This is a genomic window from Bacillus sp. JJ1122 (genome assembly GCF_036964885.1).
GTDB lineage: Bacteria > Bacillota > Bacilli > Bacillales > Cytobacillaceae > Mesobacillus.
This window is the reverse complement of record NZ_JBALQL010000023.1, coordinates 67,300-84,343: the sequence shown is the minus strand read 5'-3', so window position 1 is coordinate 84,343 and position 17,044 is coordinate 67,300. Positions and strand designations below refer to the sequence as shown.

The following is a 17,044-nucleotide window of genomic DNA, read 5'->3' as shown; positions in this document are numbered from 1 at the left end:
ACCAATTTTCTGAATTTATCTTTAATACCATTATATAATGAATGAGCATTCAGTCAACTTATTTCCTTTCATTTCTGAAAATTGTTTATTCTCCCTCTTTTACAGGAACATAACATATAACATGCGATTTCGGCAAAGATAAAATAAATACTGTAAAGGGAGCCGGATCGCTATGGAAATTGGATGGATTGTACTCGGGATAGTAGCAGGGCTTGCCTTGTGGTTGTATGCAGACTTCATGCTCGGAAGAAAAAAGCATCTGTCGAACGTAAATAAAAAAGTTTTACCTATGAGGAATAGTGATCTCGCTATTTTTGCAAAAGGTCCTGAATTGTTCCATGACCTTTTTGCAGAAATAAAAAAAGCAAAACAGCACATTCATATTCTGTTTTACATTGTTCAGGATGATAAAATAAGCCAGGAGTTTCTTTCAATTTTAAAAGAAAAAGCTAAAGAAGGAGTTGAAGTCCGCCTGCTAGTCGACTGGGTTGGCAGCGGATTGAAGCGTAAATCGATCCAATCCTTGAAGGATGCTGGTGTAGAATTCGCTTTTTCGCAAACACCGAAATTCCCATTCCTTTTTTACTCTACGCAAGTGCGGAACCATCGTAAAATTACTGTCATTGACGGACGTCTCAGTTATCTTGGGGGCTTTAATATCGGCAAGGAATATTATGATCAGGATCCAAAGCTGTCACCATGGCGGGACTACCATTTAAAAATGACTGGCGAAGGAGTCATGGACCTGCAAAAAGAATTTCTCGAGGATTGGCGCGCAGCTGCTAAGGTAAATCTCCTGCATGACAAGGCTTATTTTCCGCCTTTGGAAAAAGGGTCAATCCGTCAACGGCTGGTGCCTACTGAAGGAATTCTGCTCGAGGAACTTATTGCAAATCTGATCACCGAGTCTGAAAAATCGATTTTCATTGGCACCCCTTATTTCATTCCAAGTAAGAGAATTTTTAATCTTTTACTGGATGCACTAAAAAAAGGTGTCGCTGTCACGATTCTCGTCCCTCACAAAGCAGATCATATTCTAGTAAAAGAAGCCTCCCTTCCTTATTTAAGGACGCTAATCAAGGAAGGAGCAGATGTATACCAATATTTAAAAGGCTTTTACCATGCAAAAGTCATTATTATCGATGATCAAGTTTGTGACGCAGGAACGGCAAATTTTGATAAAAGAAGCATGTTCCTTAATTATGAATTGAACTGTTTGATTCATGATCCCGTTTTTATTAAAAAAATGAATCATATCATTACAGAGGATATTTTAAATTCCCAAAAGGCGACACTTCAGGAACTGAATCGGGTTAACATGCTCCTTTCCGTGAAGGAAAAGGCTGCACGGACGATTTCTTACTTTTTATAAGGCTGTTTTCGTTTATTTGGCTTTCCAACTATTCATTTAAAAACAGCCTTTTTAAGCAATTCAAAAAATAACCGAAGCCAAACGTTGTTGCTGCGGTCAATGAAGGAGTTTCATTATGATTATTCGGCTTGGATATGTCTCTACTGCCATCAGTTTATGGGATGCTTCCCCGTCGAAGGCATTGACGTTTGCGCGTTACGGACAGCTGGCCAAGGAGGAGCGTCATGACAAGCTGCTTTCCGTGACGTACCAAAACCTGTTAAACACAGAAAGAATGATCCATTACAATATCGCTCACGATATCCCGCTTTACCGGTTCTCAAGCTCGATTGCCCCGCTGGCGACGCATCCAGAAGTGAACTGGGATTATGTTACGCCTTTCCGCGATAAGTGGCTGGAAATCGGAGACCTTGTGAAAAAGCACGGAATAAGGACAAGCTTCCATCCGAATCAGTTCACGCTTTTCACCTCGCCTCGGGAGGAAGTGACAGCAAATGCAGTTCTGGACATGGAATATCATTATGGAATGCTAAAAGCGATGGGACTGGAAAACGAGGCAATCATCAATATCCATATTGGCGGAGCCTATGGGAACAAGGAAGAAACCATTTTGCGGTTCCATGAAAACTTCGCGAAGCTCCCTGCTCATATAAAGAAAATCACCACACTGGAGAATGACGACAAAACGTATAATGCAGAAGAAACACTCGCCGCCTGCGTGAAGGAAGATGTGCCGTTCATGTTTGATTATCACCATCATATGGCGAACCTCTGTGAAGAAACTCTCGAGAATATTCTGCCTGTTGGCTTTGAGACATGGTCTCGGACAGGCTTGAAGCCAAAAATCCATATCTCCTCTCCTAAATCGGAGAAAGCGTACCGTTCACATGCGGATTACGTTGATCCTGATTTCATCCTGCCTTTGATTGCTATTTTGCGCAGCATCGGCCAGGACGTCGATTTCATGATTGAAGCGAAAACGAAGGATAAGGCTGCGCTCGCTTTGGTTGAGGATTTGGCAAAAATCCGCGGTGTGAAGCGGATTGGCGGGGCTGTTTTGGAGTGGAAATAATCTAAATGACTGCTAACCAAAACTGTTTCTTTTTTATAGCAGCAAAATCAAAAGTGAATAAAAACAACTATATAAGCAGTGTGATTCGTATATAAATACGAAATCGCACTGCTTTTTCACGCGTCGACAGGAAGAATATGCTAAAATTACAATTATTTACTTAGTCTGCTGCAGGGGCAGTATCCCGCTGAAAGCCTGCAGCCTAAATCAACAGGTAAATAAAAAAAATTAAAATTCAATAAAGTGGGTATTTTTATGAAACTCAAAACATTTCTGGGCTTTATTATTTTATTTGCTGCATATCACACCTCAGAAATAATAGGCACTAATCCTATTTTTATCTTGTGTAGTTTTCTATTATTTTTTATAGTCGCACAAATAGTTGCAAAATCACTTGGGGAAAAAGGAATATCTGCCTTTGGTCTGCAAAGAAATAAAAATGCTTCTAGGTATTTGATTACAGGTTATTTATTAGGCGTATTATTTTATGGAGGAAGCGTTATTGTATCTGTAATTTCAGGCAAAATTTATTTTGATGGCTTTTTCTCCATCAAACAAATGATCCTTCCTTTACTAGGAATAATTCTACTTACCTTTCTTTCCTCTGCAAGTGAAGATATCTTAACGCGTGGTTATGTTTTTAAGTACCTTCCAAGAAAACTTTCATCCGCAACATTAGTGGGAATCTCATCCGTTATTTATGTGCTTAATCACATTTGGAGAATCGATGATGGCTATACTCAATGGATCATGCTTTTATTAATGGGGTTAACCTACGCGATTCCTTTTGCAGTAACTGGCTCCCTTTGGTTTACAATAGGATGTCACTGGGGTTGGAACACAATTTCACTTTTCAAAAGTCAAATTGGAAATATGAGTGATTTAATTATTATTGACCATACAACTGACTGGACTTACATTTTAACGATGGCGATTTTCCTCATATTTGTATCTATCTATTCAAAGTTAGTCTTAAAGCCAGCTGCTGATAATAATGCAGACTCGGGATTAAAAAAGGGAATTGAACTATAATTTAAATTCCTTATCATGATATATCACTAAACAATTTGGTTATAAAAATGCGCGAGTCCAGCTGGGAACTCGCGCGTTTTTTATGAGTAAAGATGAGATTTTACATTTTTTCAGGTGCAGATACACCAATCAAAGCCAGTGCATTTTTCAACGTGATTTGGGCACTCTTGATCAGGGACAGGCGAGCCTGTGTTCTTTCTTTGTTGTCCATATCCAATACTTTTTCAGCATTGTAGAAGCTGTGGAACACTGATGCAAGTTCGAAAATATAGTTGCTGATGCGGTGCGGCATGCGTTTTTGAGCTGCCTCTGCAACCGCAAGAGGGAATTCGCCAATCTTTTTCAGCAGGTCCATTTCCTTCTCGGCTTCAATCAATTTGAAATCTGCATCTTTTCCGACTGTGAAGCCCTGTTCTTCAGCTGAACGCAGGATGCTTGAAATACGTGCGTGTGCATACTGCGCGTAGAATACTGGGTTTTCATTCGACTGGGAAACGGCCAGATCAAGGTCAAAGTCCATATGCGTATCCGCACTTCTCATCGCGAAGAAGTAACGAACTGCATCAAGACCTACCTCTTCAATCAGATCACGCATCGTAACAGCCTTACCAGTACGCTTGCTCATCTTCATTTTCTCGCCGTTTTTATAAAGGTGAACAAGCTGGATGATTTCAACTTCAAGCGTATCGCGCTCGTAACCAAGCGCCTGGATTGCCGCCTTCATACGAGGGATATAGCCGTGGTGGTCTGCTCCCCAGATGTTGATCAATTTTTCAAAGCCGCGTTCAAGCTTGTTCTTATGGTAAGCAATATCAGGAGTCAAGTATGTGTAAGAGCCATCCTGCTTGATCAGCACGCGGTCCTTGTCATCGCCAAGCTCAGTCGAACGGAACCATGTTGCACCGTCCTCCTCATAAATATGGCCATTGACACGAAGAGCATCCAATGCTACATCTATTTTTCCATCATGGTAAAGCGAAGTTTCTGAATACCACACATCAAATTTCACGCGGAAGTTCTCAAGGTCCTGCTTCAGTTTTGCCATTTCATATTTCAGGCCGTATTCACGGAATGTATCAAAACGCTCCTGGTCAGGAACATTGACATACTTGTCGCCAAATTCCTCAGCAAGCTTCTTGCCGATTCCAATAATGTCCTCACCGTGATAGCCATCCTCAGGCATAGGCTTATCCATGCCAAGCGCCTGGAAGTAACGAGCTTCAACAGACAACGCAAGATTGTTGATCTGATTGCCGGCATCGTTGATGTAATACTCGCGTGAAACATCGTAACCAGCTTTTGAAAGCACATTGCACAATGAGTCGCCTACTGCAGCGCCGCGTGCATGTCCAAGATGCAGGTCACCAGTCGGGTTAGCTGAAACGAACTCGACCTGGATTTTCTGGCCATTGCCAACCTTGGATTCCCCGTAGTTGTCGCCAGCTTCAAGGATCGCCGGAATCAAATCGGTCAAATAACTGTTATCCATGTAAAAATTGATGAAGCCTGGCCCCGCGATTTCAATTTTTTCAATGGATGCCTTGCTTTTATCAAAATTCTCGATCAACAGTTCTGCAATCTGACGAGGTGCCTTCTTTGCAACACGCGCAAGCTGCATCGCCATATTCGTAGAGTAATCCCCATGTGCCTTTTCCTTTGGTGTTTCAAGCACGACAGAAGGAATTTGCGCTTCCTCCGCAAGATTAGCCTTGATGGCAGCCTGCTTGATTTCTTCCTTCAGCTTCAATTGAACCTGTTCAACTATATTCATTTGGCTTCCTCCTTATAATTAATCGTCATATGGTATGTACCTGCATTCGAGCCCTGAATGGCCAAATCATACAGCAAATCCACATGGCCCTCCAGCTTTTCTTCATTAAAATCAGTATCAAGCCGTTTTGTGAGCGCCGAGGTTTCCAGCACACCATACGGCGTCTTATAATTGCCAGGAGTCTTTTTATTCAGCAGAAAATGAAGCCTCATCTTAATCGCACCGCTCCGCAAAATCAGTACTTCATTTCCCGATATTTTCACAGTCGTATGAACATCCCCTTCCTCCATCACTTCATCATACTGGAGGTACGAGCTGCTCGCTTTTTTATAGTATCGGCCAAAAGTGGTCAATTCAAAAGTCTCCTTCTCACTGCCACTATAAATAGCCGTCTTAACCGTCACCCTAACAGGTATTTGATCAGCGGGTTCAATCGACATCGATCACACGCCCTTTTCAACTCTTATTATAACTTTATAAGTATAAATATTCTCCTTTGAAAGTGCAAGGTTCGCAGGGAATCTCTCTGCATATTTCCTACTTTTAAACCAACCAAAATTAGGAATAGGTGTATAGGATTATAGAGCCTCCAACCCGGGTATAAATTATTAAAACCTTTTAAGGAGGTGGCCTACATGAAAATCGAAGTTAAATGCGAAGTAGAAAACTGTAAATACTGGGCAGAAGGCGACCAATGTGTGGCTGATTCTATTAAAGTGATCGCCAATACTGGCAGACAAGCAGCTAACGAGCGCGAAACAATTTGTGATACTTTTGAAAAAATGTAATTTTAGTAAACTGGATGGCTTATTGCTATCCAGTTTTTTCGTTTGTTGAAAATATAGGTGGAGAGTCGGCCATATACGTGGCTGCATTTTAAGAAGAAATATGTTATTCCACATGATTTTGTGGAGTTCCTGCAAGAACGCTTTTTGATTCCGCAGCTTTTTGTCGAAGTCCCACACGGAACCCTTTGATTCCGCAGCTTTTTATTGAAATCCCGCAAGGAACGCTTTTGATTCCGCAGCTTTTTATTGAAATCCCGCAAGGAACCCTTTTGATTACGCAACTTTTTGTCGAAATCCCGCAAGTTACCTCCTCGATTCCGCAAATCCTTGTCGAAATCCCGCGAACTGGAAAAAACCTCTGTTTTTTTCCAACTTTAAAAGGAGAAGCATCTCGCTTCTCCTCTTATCTAGACACATATCCCCTTTTTAAAAAATACAAATCTAGAAAAACAACATCCCTACAGAAATGACAATACCGCTGACAATCAGCGTAATGACGCAATACCCCATGATGTCCTTCGCTTTTAACCCCGCGATTGCCAATGCAGGCAGTGCCCAGAATGGCTGGATCAGGTTGGTCCATGCGTCACCCCAGGCTACAGCCATCGCCGTTTTCGGGATGGAAACACCCATCGTTTGAGCGGCCTCCAGCATAATAGGAGCCTGGACAGCCCATTGCCCTCCGCCTGATGGGACAAATATATTAACCAATCCAGCGCTCAGGAAGGTGAACAGCGGGAAGGTAAATTCATTTGAAATTGAGACGAAGCCTTCTGAGATGACGGCAGCAAGGCCCGATGTTGTCATCATTCCCATGATACCGGCGTAAAAAGGGAACTGGACAATGATTCCGCTTGCTCCTTTTACCGCATTCAATACGGCGTCAAGGAACTGCTTTGGAGTCCCATGGAACAAAATCCCCAGGAATAAAAACAGGAAATTAACAATATCAAGATTCAATTTAAAACCGTTGTTCGCGAAATAATAAAATAAGAATACAAGTCCAAAGACCCCAATCAATAGAGACGCGATGCGGCTATTTTCTAGACGCTCTGCAGGAGTCATGACTCCCTGCTCGATCGCTGCAGCCTGAACATCATTTTCCAAAATCAGTGGATCCACCGTTACCGTTTCTTCTTTAGATGGCATCATCATTCTTGTTACGATTGGCAAAATGATCAGCAATGCAATGACAATGAATAGATTGAAACCCGAAAAAATCGTCTGTTCAGTTGGAATAATTCCAATCATCTTCTCGGTAAAATGGCCCTCTGTTGCGATCGTAAGCGGAATGGAACCTGAGATTCCTCCATGCCAGACGACAAAACCAGAGTAAGCGCTTGCAATTAAAAGTCTGTAATCGACATTTTTAACTTTTTTCGCTAATTCCTTTGCGAATAGTGCTCCAATCACCAACCCGAATCCCCAGTTGATTAAGCTTGCAATCATCGAAACGAATGTGACGATGATAATTGCCTGACCAGGAGATTTCGCAAGTGATGCTAGTGCACCTAATCCCTTTTTAAAAATCGGGCTGCTGGCAAGCACATGGCCCGTTACAAGAACGAGAACCATCTGCATGGTGAAAACCAATAGACCCCAGAACCCATTGCCCCAATGCTGCACCATCTGGTACGGACCGTTATCTGTAAAAATAAGACCTAACCCGAATACAACGAAAGTTAATATGATGACAAACAGAAATGGGTCAGGCAGATAACGCTGCATTAAGCGATTGAAAAATGAAACCAACATTTTCATTCTTTTTACCTCCTTTTATGTAGTAACACTCATAAGCATTATATTTTCTCGATAATTTTGAATATTCCTTCTAAAAGTAAGCGATTTTACATTTTGTTTAAGTTTGGCGACTTTTATTCCGGTTGTTTTGACCATAGAAATCAAATAAATCGGCTTAGCTTTTGAATTCTTCCAATCAACAGTTGCTAAAAATTATCATTGGCTTTAACTCAGCCAAATTAGAAAAGCTGCCCCTTATAAAAAGGAAGCAGCTTCATTTCTCATATTTACTTCACAAACCCAAGCATCATTTCACGGATGATTTTGCTTGCAGTGTTTGATGTCATTTCGGATGTATCATAAATTGGTGCTACTTCTACTAAATCAGCACCTACTACGTTCACTTCTGAGTTTGCGATTGCATGGATGGATGCAAGCAATTCCTTTGAAGTGATGCCGCCAGCATCGACTGTGCCTGTTCCAGGCGCATGCGCTGGATCAAGGACATCGATATCGATTGTGACATAAACCGGACGGCCAGCAAGCGTAGGCAGAATTTCTTTTAAAGGCTCAAGAACCTCAAACTTTGAAATGTGCATGCCGACTTCCTTCGCCCACTCGAATTCTTCCTTCATGCCTGAACGGATTCCGAAAGAATACACATTTTTAGGTCCAATGTGCTCAGCAATTTTGCGGATAGGCGTTGAATGAGATAAAGGCTCCCCTTCATAATGCTCGCGCAAATCTGTGTGTGCATCAAAATGGATGATTGCCAGATTCTCATATTTTTTCGCTACAGCTTTCATAACCGGCCATGAAACAAGGTGCTCTCCACCCATTCCAAGCGGGAATTTTTCAGCCGCTAAAAGCTTATCGACGAATTCTTCAATCATATCAAGGCTTTTTTGTGCATTCCCGAAAGGAAGCGGGATATCGCCTGCATCGAAATAATTAAGGTCTGCTATTTCACGGTCAAGATACGGGCTGTATTCTTCTAGCCCGATGGATACCTCGCGGATACGGGTAGGGCCAAAACGGGAACCCGGGCGGTAGCTGACAGTCCAGTCCATTGGCATACCATAAAGAACTGCCTTGCTTTCCATATAATTTGAATGGCTCCCGATAAATACATTACCAGAATATGCTTCATCAAAACGCATTCCAAACACCTCTTTCACTATTGTTAGTCCACATTAAAATGGCCCCCGAATAACCGGGAAGCCTTAAACTGGGCGAACCCGGCAGAAGCATGCAGCAACGCCGGAGCCCACTATTCAAATCTTATTTTAAAAGATCGCCAACAAATTTAGGCAAGACGAAAGCTGCTTTGTGAAGCTCTTTCGTGTAGTATTTTGTTTCGATTTCGTGGAAGCGGTCTTCGCTTACTTCAAGCGGATCATGCTTCTTTGAACCTAGAGTGAATGCCCACATTCCGCTTGGGTATGTTGGGATGTTCGCAACATACAGGCGAGTGATCGGGAAGATTTCCTTCACGTCCTTTTGAACATTGCGGATCAGGTCAGCCTTGAACCAAGGGTTATCAGACTGTGCAACAAAGATGCCGTCTTCCTTCAACGCCTTGGAAATTCCAGCGTAAAAGCCTTTTGTGAACAGGTTCACTGCTGGTCCAACGGGTTCAGTAGAATCAACCATGATGACATCATACTGGTTTTCGCTTTCTGCAATATGCATGAAGCCGTCACCAACCTGAACATCAACACGTGGATCATCAAGCTTTCCAGCGATTTCAGGCAGGTACTTTTTAGAATACTCGATTACTTTTCCATCGATATCAACCAAAGTTGCTTTTTTCACGCTAGGGTGCTTAAGGACTTCACGGATTACGCCGCCGTCACCGCCGCCTACAACCAAAACTTGTTCAGGGTTAGGGTGTGTGAACAATGGAATATGCGCAACCATTTCGTGGTAGACGAACTCATCCTTTACAGATGTCATAACCATGTCGTCGAGCAATAGCATATTGCCCCACTCTTCTGTTTCCACCATATCAAGCTTCTGGAATTCCGTTTGCTCTGTATGTAACGTCTTGTTCACTTTCATTGTGATACCAAAGTTTTCTGTCTGCTTTTCTGTAAACCAAAGACCCATTAATATCCTTCCTTTCGGCAAAAAAATTTCCGTTATGATGCGGCGAAATTTTACATGCATGGACAAAGCCTGAAACACTGCAAGACCTTACGCCCCGTATTATCTATTTTCAAAATGAATCGCTTGCACATTTAGTTTTATACTTCCCCAACATCACAAATACAAACATCAGAAAAAGTATAGTTGAATCTAGCAAAATTGCAAGTAAAATTTCATTCTCAGCTTCTTAAATGTTTAAAACTTGCGATTTTCTTTCATACTGATAGTATCTATCTTTTTGAGGGGGAAAGCAGCATGGAGCTGATGACCGACCAGCGGTTTCGCAAAACAATTAAATATTTGCGGGCACTCATCTTTTTTGGGCTTGCAGGCTTGGCCTTAGCCACCGTCCTTTACTTTTCTCTGATTGGTTACGCCAAACTGCAGGGACCTCCGCCACTCGCGGTGCCCCAATCGACCTTATATTTTTCTGACGATGGCACTGTCATCGGCGAGAGCAATTCTGGACAGAAGCGTTATTGGGTTTCGTTAAAAGATATCTCACCGCATCTGATTGATGCCACGGTATCTATAGAAGATAAAAGCTTTTTTGCTCATAACGGCTTTGATTATAAACGGATTGCCGGGGCTGCACTCGCTGACGTAAAGGCGATGTCAAAGGTTCAGGGAGCCAGCACGATTACCCAGCAATACGCAAGGAATCTTTACCTGGCCCATGAAAAAACATGGAAGCGAAAAGCGGTTGAAGCGTTTTATACATTAAGGCTTGAAATGAATTATTCGAAGGATGAGATCCTCGAAGGTTATTTAAATACCATTTACTATGGCAATGGTGCATATGGTGTCCAGGCTGCAAGCCGTTATTATTTTGGCAAGGACGCGAAGGATTTATCCCTGGCGGAAGCTTCCATGCTGGCAGGAATCCCGAAAGGCCCTAACATTTATTCCCCTTTTGCTTCCATGGAAAAAGCAAAGCAGCGTCAGCAGACGGTTCTTTACACCATGAAGGCAAATGGGTTCATAGATGAGCTGACGGCAGAAAAAGCCAAAATAGAGAAACTGCAGCTTGTCGGCAAACATCAGAATGACCAACTTGGATCGGCACCGTATTTCCAGGATGCAGTCAGGAATGCGCTGAAAAATTCATTGAATTTCGATGACCGCACGATTTCCCTGGGTGGTTTGAAGGTATATACGACTCTTAATCTGGATCAGCAGGAGATCGCAGAAAAAACAATCAGCAACATGATTTCATCTGACTCAGATATCCAGGCCGGGCTTGTCGCCATGAACCCCAAAAACGGGTATGTCAAGGCACTTGTTGGCGGAAGAAATTACGAGGAAAGTCCATTTAACCGGGCCGTCCAGGCCGTCAGACAGCCAGGCTCTACAATGAAGCCGCTGCTCTATTATGCCGCCCTGGAAAATGGCTTCACACCATCAACGACCATGAAGAGCCAGCTGACTACATTCAAGTTTGATGACGATCGCTCTGAATATACACCGCACAATTTTAACAACAAATATGCAAACGCTGATATCACGATGGCCCAGGCTTTAGCACTATCTGATAACGTCTATGCAGTGAAAACACATCTATTCCTTGGTGAGGAAACCTTAATTGAAACTGCCAAACGATTTGGCCTCACAACGAAAATGGCAAAAGTTCCATCACTTGCTCTTGGTACATCAGGGGTGAGGGTAATTGAAATGGCCAATGCCTACAGTATGCTGGCCAATGGCGGCAAAAAAGTGGAGCCCGTTTTGATCACAAGGGTTGAGAACCATAGAGGGGATATTATCTATGAATACCAGCCTGAAGATGCCGAGGTATTGAAGCCTGCAGTAGCATCGGTCATGACCCAGATGCTGACTGGAATTTTTGATAAAAAGCTGAACGGATACGCTTCCGTTACTGGCAGTACGCTGATCAAGAAAATGACACGCCCATATGCGGCAAAATCAGGAACGACCGAAACAGACAGCTGGATGATTGGCTACACTCCCCAGCTCGTCTCTGCAGTATGGACGGGGTACGACAAAGGCAAGCCAATCGAGCTGCCAGCAGAAAAATCATACGCAAAGAATATTTGGCTTGATTTCATGGAAAAATCACTCGACAATGAGCCTGCGAAGAAATTCAAAGCCGCAAAAGGCACAGTCGCTGTGTATGTCGACCCTGCCAACGGAAAGCTCGCTGCCGATGGCTGCCCAGTTAAACGACTCACTTACTTCCAGGCCGGCACCGAGCCAACAGAATATTGCACAGACCATCTCGATGACATAAAGCCTAAAGAAGAAAAAACAGAAAAGAAAAAAGAAAAGAAACCTTGGTATAAACGGCTATTCGGAAACTAAACATCTGGTTAACATACCTTGTCAACGACAAAAATCGCCAAAAAAGGCCCTAAATCAAAGAAAAACCCCGGAAGCATGCTCCCGGGGTTTTTCTCGTCCTAGCATAAAATGTGTTTTTACGCTGTTATAAGTTTACTTTTTTTATTCAAAGTGAGCAAGCCAGATATTGTTAACTAGAAAAAATGTCACAATTTCGACAAATTTAAGGGATATTTATCCAAACAGTGAAACTTATATAATTTGGTTAAAAGAAGCCTTTTACTCTGCGGATAAACCTGCCTTCAATTTCTCCTCGGATCTCTCCCACATTCCCGGATCGTGGTTTTTCAAATAATCGGCAAGGATTTTTTTGGATTTGTCATCCATATGTTCAACGATGATATGACGCTTGATTGACTTATCAAGACGGTTCACATGCTCAGGCAGCAATTTATAGCCGCGGCGAATTTCTCGGTTGACGGTCATTTCGCACGCTGTAACCCCAGCATAGTACGGACCCTCTTCCTTCCTGTCAATCGTCACCCAAACAACCCAATACAGCTTCGCATCTGGAACTTCATTGCGGTCCGGGAGAAACTTGATGCCCTTTTCGACAACACTCCTCGCGTGCATCGCTCCCACATCAACTGTAGCCTCACCCGCATCAACATCAACGATGACCGGAGAAACATTATCTAAAGTAAGAACGCCCTTTCCGAAGCCCTTATGTCCATCCATCGGATCATTTTTAATAATATTGAAACCAATATTTTTGCCTTTTTTCTCTTCCATGTGAAAATTACCTCCTTAAAACGCTTTTCGAACTTTATTAGAACATTCTAATCACGATTTTCTCTTACGCAATGTTCCAATAGACCTTATTGGAACACTCTACTCGCAATTTTCGCTTTTCCAATGTTTCAATAGCCTAACTAAACAAACCCTGAATACCATCCAGCAATGCTGGTATCGCATAATGGAAAATCGGCTGGATTGTATATTGGTCAAGTGGGGTGATGACCAGGATCAAGAAAATAACCGATCCGTACGATTCGTACTGGGTAAGCTTCGCCCTGATATTCGCCGGTGCCAGGTCCTCGATGATGCGGTAGCCATCAAGCGGTGGGAACGGCAAGAGGTTAAAGACGAACAGCATTGCGTTAAGCCCTATGAATATATTGAGAAAATCAAGGAAAAATTGTGGTACTCCAGCAGCCAATCCAAGGGCGCTGTATATGTACCATATCGCGAAAGCAAGGAATACTAGTAGCAGGTTGCTGATTGGACCGGCAACAGAAACGAGTACTCCCGCAAGCCGAGGATTTTTGAACATAAATCGATTCACGGGGACAGGTCTCGCCCAGCCAAAACCAGCAATGAAAATCAGAATCGTTCCAAGTGGATCCAAATGCTGAATTGGATTCAGCGTCAGCCTTCCCTGCTTTTGCGCAGTCGTGTCGCCAAACTTATACGCTACCCAGGCATGCGCGAATTCATGCACCGTAAAGGCTATCATCAGCGCGACAGCAACATAAGGAATTTCAGTTAACGAATAGGGTAAAAACACATGCCATTCCCCTTTTTTGTCTTTTCTCTAAAGTATAACTTATTATTGAATGAATGTGAAAACGTGAATCTTTCCGCCCTGCTTGCACATTTTGGCGAATTATGAAAAACTGAAAATAGATTTACATATCCACACATTCAAGGAGGCAAAACACATGCCATACGTAACTGTAAAAATGCTTGAAGGCCGCTCTGAAGAGCAGAAGAAAGCTCTAGCTGAAAAAGTAACCGATGCAGTCAGCGAAACAACTGGCGCACCAAAAGAAAAAGTCGTTGTGTTCATCGAGGAAATGACGAAGAATCATTATGCTGTTGCCGGCAAGCGTTTGAGTGACGAATAGAAAGATATTTTAAAAGCTCAGAACAGCGAGTTCTGAGCTTTTTTAAATTTAAATGTGCGTGCTTAGCTTTTGTTCAAACTGAGGGTGGGTTACATATTCCATGTAAGTGACAGAGCCGTTAAAATTCAAATAAGCCTCGAATCTTGTTCGGTAAGCTGGTCCAGTAATTAATTCGAGCACTTTCCCTCTATGGATCCAGCGACAATCCGTCGTCTCCTCAGAAGTACTTAATTCCCCACCAATATTCTTACAAGCATAATCCAGCATCAATTTTGTCGGTACATCGGTGATCCCGTCATACCACTTATGTATTGCCGTATTAGAATATACTCCAATTAAGTTATTAATCTCTATATCAATACCACTTTCCTCTTTCACTTCCCTGCGGAGAGCATCCAGAAGATTTTCTCCAACCTCTACCTGCCCACCTGGAAAAACCCAACCCCCATGCTGAGTTTTAACAAGAAGGATCTTTCCTTCTTCATTCTCGACAATCCCACCAACCGCAACGATATGTGTTGGCATCTGCATGTAACCCACTCCCATAAAATCATTTTGCTGCTATCTATTCATTCGCCACACCCATCTGTATTTTCCTTCCAATTCAAATTTTTTTGATGCATTGATCTTGAGCTCTCTTTTTGCGGTCCCTCATCCGATATACTTTCAACTAGGCACCAATGGCTTCTAACTTGTCTTCAAAAACAAAAAAAAGAGTATAAAACCAATAAAGGCTTCATACTCGATTTATCTTATATCAACTGTCTGGATTTTTGCTTCAAGCTTGCAATATACGCATATGCTTCCGCAATCTCTTCATCAGTAAACTTCTGGCTCTTCTTCACCGTCTGCACTTTTTCCTTAACCTCGTCCTCTGGCAAGTTATCAAAATACAAAACAGTGGATACGAGTTCAAGGAATCTCGCATTCTGGTCGTTGATGTCAGTCAGGCAGTCGCCCAGGTAAGGCATCTCGATGCTGTTCTCACCAAGAAACTCCTGACCGGCTTCTGTCAATGTATAGCGGTACTGGTAGTAGCCGCCCTTCTTTTCCTTCACTTCATTCAAGAAGCCCATGTTGCATAGCTCTTCAACCCTTAAGGTAAGTTCTTCTGAATAAGGGCCATAGAAATGGAACTGGAACCTTTCCTGGAACGGAAACTCCATTTTCTTCGCGATATAAATCATTTTCTGAAGCTTCTTCCTGCCGATGACCTCTCCAGAAACTGAAATGGCATGTATGATTTTAGCGTGGTCTTTTAACAAAACGCGTCAACTCCTGTATCAATTGGTCCCATTGTCTAAGTTCAGCTCAAGAATCTGTACGATCTGCTCAATTTCAGGACGTCCTTTTTCTTTTTCCAGAAAATCAGCAGGATAATAAAGTTTATGGTCTGTCCGCCTTTTACCCGATATGGCATCCACAATCTCAGATTCTCTTGAAAGCTCGCGGATTTCCCCGTTTTTCTTCAGCAGGTGGATTGGAAGGCGTTCTTCCTCTTCGCCCGGACGGTAAAAATCGTATGGCAAATCTGAAGATGAGTCGACGACCAGGTAATATTCAGGGTCAAGTCCTGCTTGTTCGAACAATACAGAAAGCTTCGCCAGCTTTTTGTATTCTTTGGCAGGGTCGAACTCGACATATTTAAATAGATTGCGGTTATTGAAACGAATGCACAGATCACTCAGGATCGCGTCCTCTTCCTCTTCCCAAATTTGAAAATAGTAGAGAAACACAGCTTCATCCAATTTTAAATAGTCGTGCAGCGTCAAGCGGTCCTCAAAAATTGAGTAAAAATGTAGCGGTTTATGTTTGAAGGTGTAATTTTGCTCATGAAGATGTTTAGCACGGTGCAGGATTTTCGTTAAAATGACCTCGGCACTTCGTGTGACTGGATGGAAATAAACCTGCCAGTACATCTGATAGCGGCTCATTATGTAGTCCTCGACAGCATGCATCCCGCTTTGCTTGATGACAACCTGGTCTTCCTTCGGGCGCATGACGCGCAAAATCCGTTCCATATCAAAGTGTCCGTAGCTGACTCCTGTAAAATAGGCATCCCTTTGCAGATAGTCCATCCGATCGGCATCAATTTGGCTTGAAATCAAGCTGATGACAAGCTTATTTTCATACGTTTTTTCAATCACTTCAGCGACCTTCTTTGGAAAATCAGGCGCCACTCTTGTGAGCACTTCATTTACCTCGGTATCCCCAAGGATGATTTCCCTTGTAAACTCCTCATGATCCAGGTCGAATACCTTCTCGAACGAATGTGAGAACGGACCATGGCCAAGATCATGAAGCAGTGCAGCACACATCGACAGGAGACGCTCTCCCTGATCCCATTCAGGGCGGGAAGCAAAGGCATCGTCGACAATCCGGCGCACAATTTCATAAACGCCCAGCGAATGGTTAAACCTGCTGTGTTCAGCTCCGTGGAAGGTTAAGTACGTCGTGCCGAGCTGCTTGATCCTTCTAAGGCGCTGGAACTCCTTCGTTCCTATCAAATCCCAGATCACCCGGTCACGGACATGGACATACCGGTGTACTGGATCTTTGAAAACTTTTTCTTCAAATAGCTTTTCTTCCGAATATCCCATCGTTCCCCTTCTTCCTGTTCATCTTGTTAATTATTATAGCTTGTTTCATTCGCCAAATCACCTCGATTTTCTGCAAATTTTTACAAATTTTGCATCCTCATTTAAACAAAATGAGAGTTCTTCAGGGTTCATGGTGATTTAGTAAAATCTATAAAAAAATTTACCATACTATCTTCTTTCCATTCTTCGGCATTCCGTAAACAAGTTCCTTTTTAAAAGAAAAAGGTTTGTTAAATATAATGACCATCCGTTAGTTTTTCTATCTCATGAGTGGTCGTTAGAACCTCTATTATGACCATTCGCTTGTGTCTTCTTC

16 protein-coding genes are annotated in these 17,044 nt (G+C 42.6%); 6 read left to right on the top strand and 10 right to left on the bottom strand.

The window, feature by feature from the left end:
* Positions 1-172: 172 nt before the first annotated feature.
* The 3 genes from cls to V7201_RS13540 all read left to right on the top strand — a co-directional run bounded on the left by cls (position 173) and on the right by V7201_RS13540 (position 3,476).
* Positions 173-1,372 carry a cardiolipin synthase gene (cls, locus tag V7201_RS13550; RefSeq protein ID WP_335377276.1) on the top strand — a complete coding sequence of 400 codons (1,200 nt, stop codon included), beginning with the start codon at positions 173-175 and terminating at the stop codon, positions 1,370-1,372.
* A gap of 115 nt (positions 1,373-1,487) precedes the next feature.
* On the top strand, positions 1,488-2,444 hold the full coding sequence (uvsE, locus tag V7201_RS13545) for a UV DNA damage repair endonuclease UvsE (RefSeq protein WP_335377275.1): 957 nt from the start codon (positions 1,488-1,490) through the stop codon (positions 2,442-2,444).
* Positions 2,445-2,699: 255 nt separating this feature from the next.
* On the top strand, positions 2,700-3,476 hold the full coding sequence (locus V7201_RS13540; RefSeq protein WP_335377274.1) for a CPBP family intramembrane glutamic endopeptidase: 777 nt from the start codon (positions 2,700-2,702) through the stop codon (positions 3,474-3,476).
* A 100-nt stretch (positions 3,477-3,576) separates the two neighbouring features.
* Here the strand turns inward: V7201_RS13540 and argS are convergent, their stop codons facing one another.
* Both argS and V7201_RS13530 read right to left on the bottom strand, forming a co-directional pair.
* Positions 3,577-5,247: an arginine--tRNA ligase gene (gene argS, locus V7201_RS13535; protein ID WP_335377273.1), complete on the bottom strand. Its 1,671-nt coding sequence runs from the start codon at positions 5,245-5,247 to the stop codon at positions 3,577-3,579.
* The gene (locus tag V7201_RS13530) at positions 5,244-5,687 is read right to left on the bottom strand and encodes a DUF1934 domain-containing protein (RefSeq protein ID WP_335377272.1); all 444 of its coding nucleotides are present in this window, start codon (positions 5,685-5,687) and stop codon (positions 5,244-5,246) included. Before V7201_RS13530 ends, argS begins: the two co-directional genes overlap by 4 nt.
* Before the next feature lie 195 nt (positions 5,688-5,882).
* Between V7201_RS13530 and V7201_RS13525 the strand changes: the two genes are divergently transcribed.
* Complete coding sequence (locus tag V7201_RS13525; protein WP_335377271.1) at positions 5,883-6,035, top strand: DUF1540 domain-containing protein; 153 nt, start codon at positions 5,883-5,885, stop codon at positions 6,033-6,035.
* 441 nt (positions 6,036-6,476) lie between these two features.
* On the opposite strand, the gene V7201_RS13520 is transcribed toward V7201_RS13525, so the two are convergent.
* The 3 genes from V7201_RS13520 to speE form a co-directional block, all read right to left on the bottom strand.
* A complete protein-coding gene (locus V7201_RS13520; protein WP_335377270.1) occupies positions 6,477-7,796 on the bottom strand; it encodes a short-chain fatty acid transporter in 1,320 nt (439 codons plus the stop codon).
* Between the two features lie 266 nt (positions 7,797-8,062).
* Positions 8,063-8,935 carry an agmatinase gene (speB, locus tag V7201_RS13515; protein WP_335377269.1) on the bottom strand — a complete coding sequence of 291 codons (873 nt, stop codon included), beginning with the start codon at positions 8,933-8,935 and terminating at the stop codon, positions 8,063-8,065.
* Between the two features lie 121 nt (positions 8,936-9,056).
* Positions 9,057-9,884 (bottom strand): spermidine synthase, encoded by an 828-nt coding sequence (gene speE / locus V7201_RS13510; RefSeq protein WP_335377268.1) that lies wholly within the window; start codon positions 9,882-9,884, stop codon positions 9,057-9,059.
* 294 nt (positions 9,885-10,178) lie between these two features.
* Here speE and V7201_RS13505 point away from each other — a divergent pair, with 294 nt between their 5' ends.
* Positions 10,179-12,242: a transglycosylase domain-containing protein gene (locus V7201_RS13505; protein WP_335377267.1), complete on the top strand. Its 2,064-nt coding sequence runs from the start codon at positions 10,179-10,181 to the stop codon at positions 12,240-12,242.
* Between the two features lie 258 nt (positions 12,243-12,500).
* On the opposite strand, the gene V7201_RS13500 is transcribed toward V7201_RS13505, so the two are convergent.
* Both V7201_RS13500 and V7201_RS13495 read right to left on the bottom strand, forming a co-directional pair.
* Entirely contained in the window at positions 12,501-13,013 is a 513-nt protein-coding gene (locus V7201_RS13500; RefSeq protein WP_335377266.1) for a YwhD family protein, read from the bottom strand.
* A gap of 136 nt (positions 13,014-13,149) precedes the next feature.
* Positions 13,150-13,788: a site-2 protease family protein gene (locus V7201_RS13495; RefSeq protein WP_335377265.1), complete on the bottom strand. Its 639-nt coding sequence runs from the start codon at positions 13,786-13,788 to the stop codon at positions 13,150-13,152.
* A gap of 154 nt (positions 13,789-13,942) precedes the next feature.
* Between V7201_RS13495 and V7201_RS13490 the strand changes: the two genes are divergently transcribed.
* Positions 13,943-14,128 (top strand): 2-hydroxymuconate tautomerase, encoded by a 186-nt coding sequence (locus V7201_RS13490; protein ID WP_335377264.1) that lies wholly within the window; start codon positions 13,943-13,945, stop codon positions 14,126-14,128.
* Positions 14,129-14,176: 48 nt separating this feature from the next.
* Here V7201_RS13490 and V7201_RS13485 read toward each other — a convergent pair whose 3' ends face one another.
* The 3 genes from V7201_RS13485 to V7201_RS13475 all read right to left on the bottom strand — a co-directional run bounded on the left by V7201_RS13485 (position 14,177) and on the right by V7201_RS13475 (position 16,728).
* Positions 14,177-14,659: an NUDIX hydrolase gene (locus tag V7201_RS13485; RefSeq protein WP_335377263.1), complete on the bottom strand. Its 483-nt coding sequence runs from the start codon at positions 14,657-14,659 to the stop codon at positions 14,177-14,179.
* 221 nt (positions 14,660-14,880) lie between these two features.
* Entirely contained in the window at positions 14,881-15,393 is a 513-nt protein-coding gene (locus V7201_RS13480; RefSeq protein ID WP_335377262.1) for a YwgA family protein, read from the bottom strand.
* An 18-nt stretch (positions 15,394-15,411) separates the two neighbouring features.
* Positions 15,412-16,728, bottom strand: coding sequence for an HD domain-containing protein (locus V7201_RS13475; RefSeq protein WP_335377261.1), 1,317 nt, complete (start codon positions 16,726-16,728; stop codon positions 15,412-15,414).
* Positions 16,729-17,044: the final 316 nt, after the last annotated feature.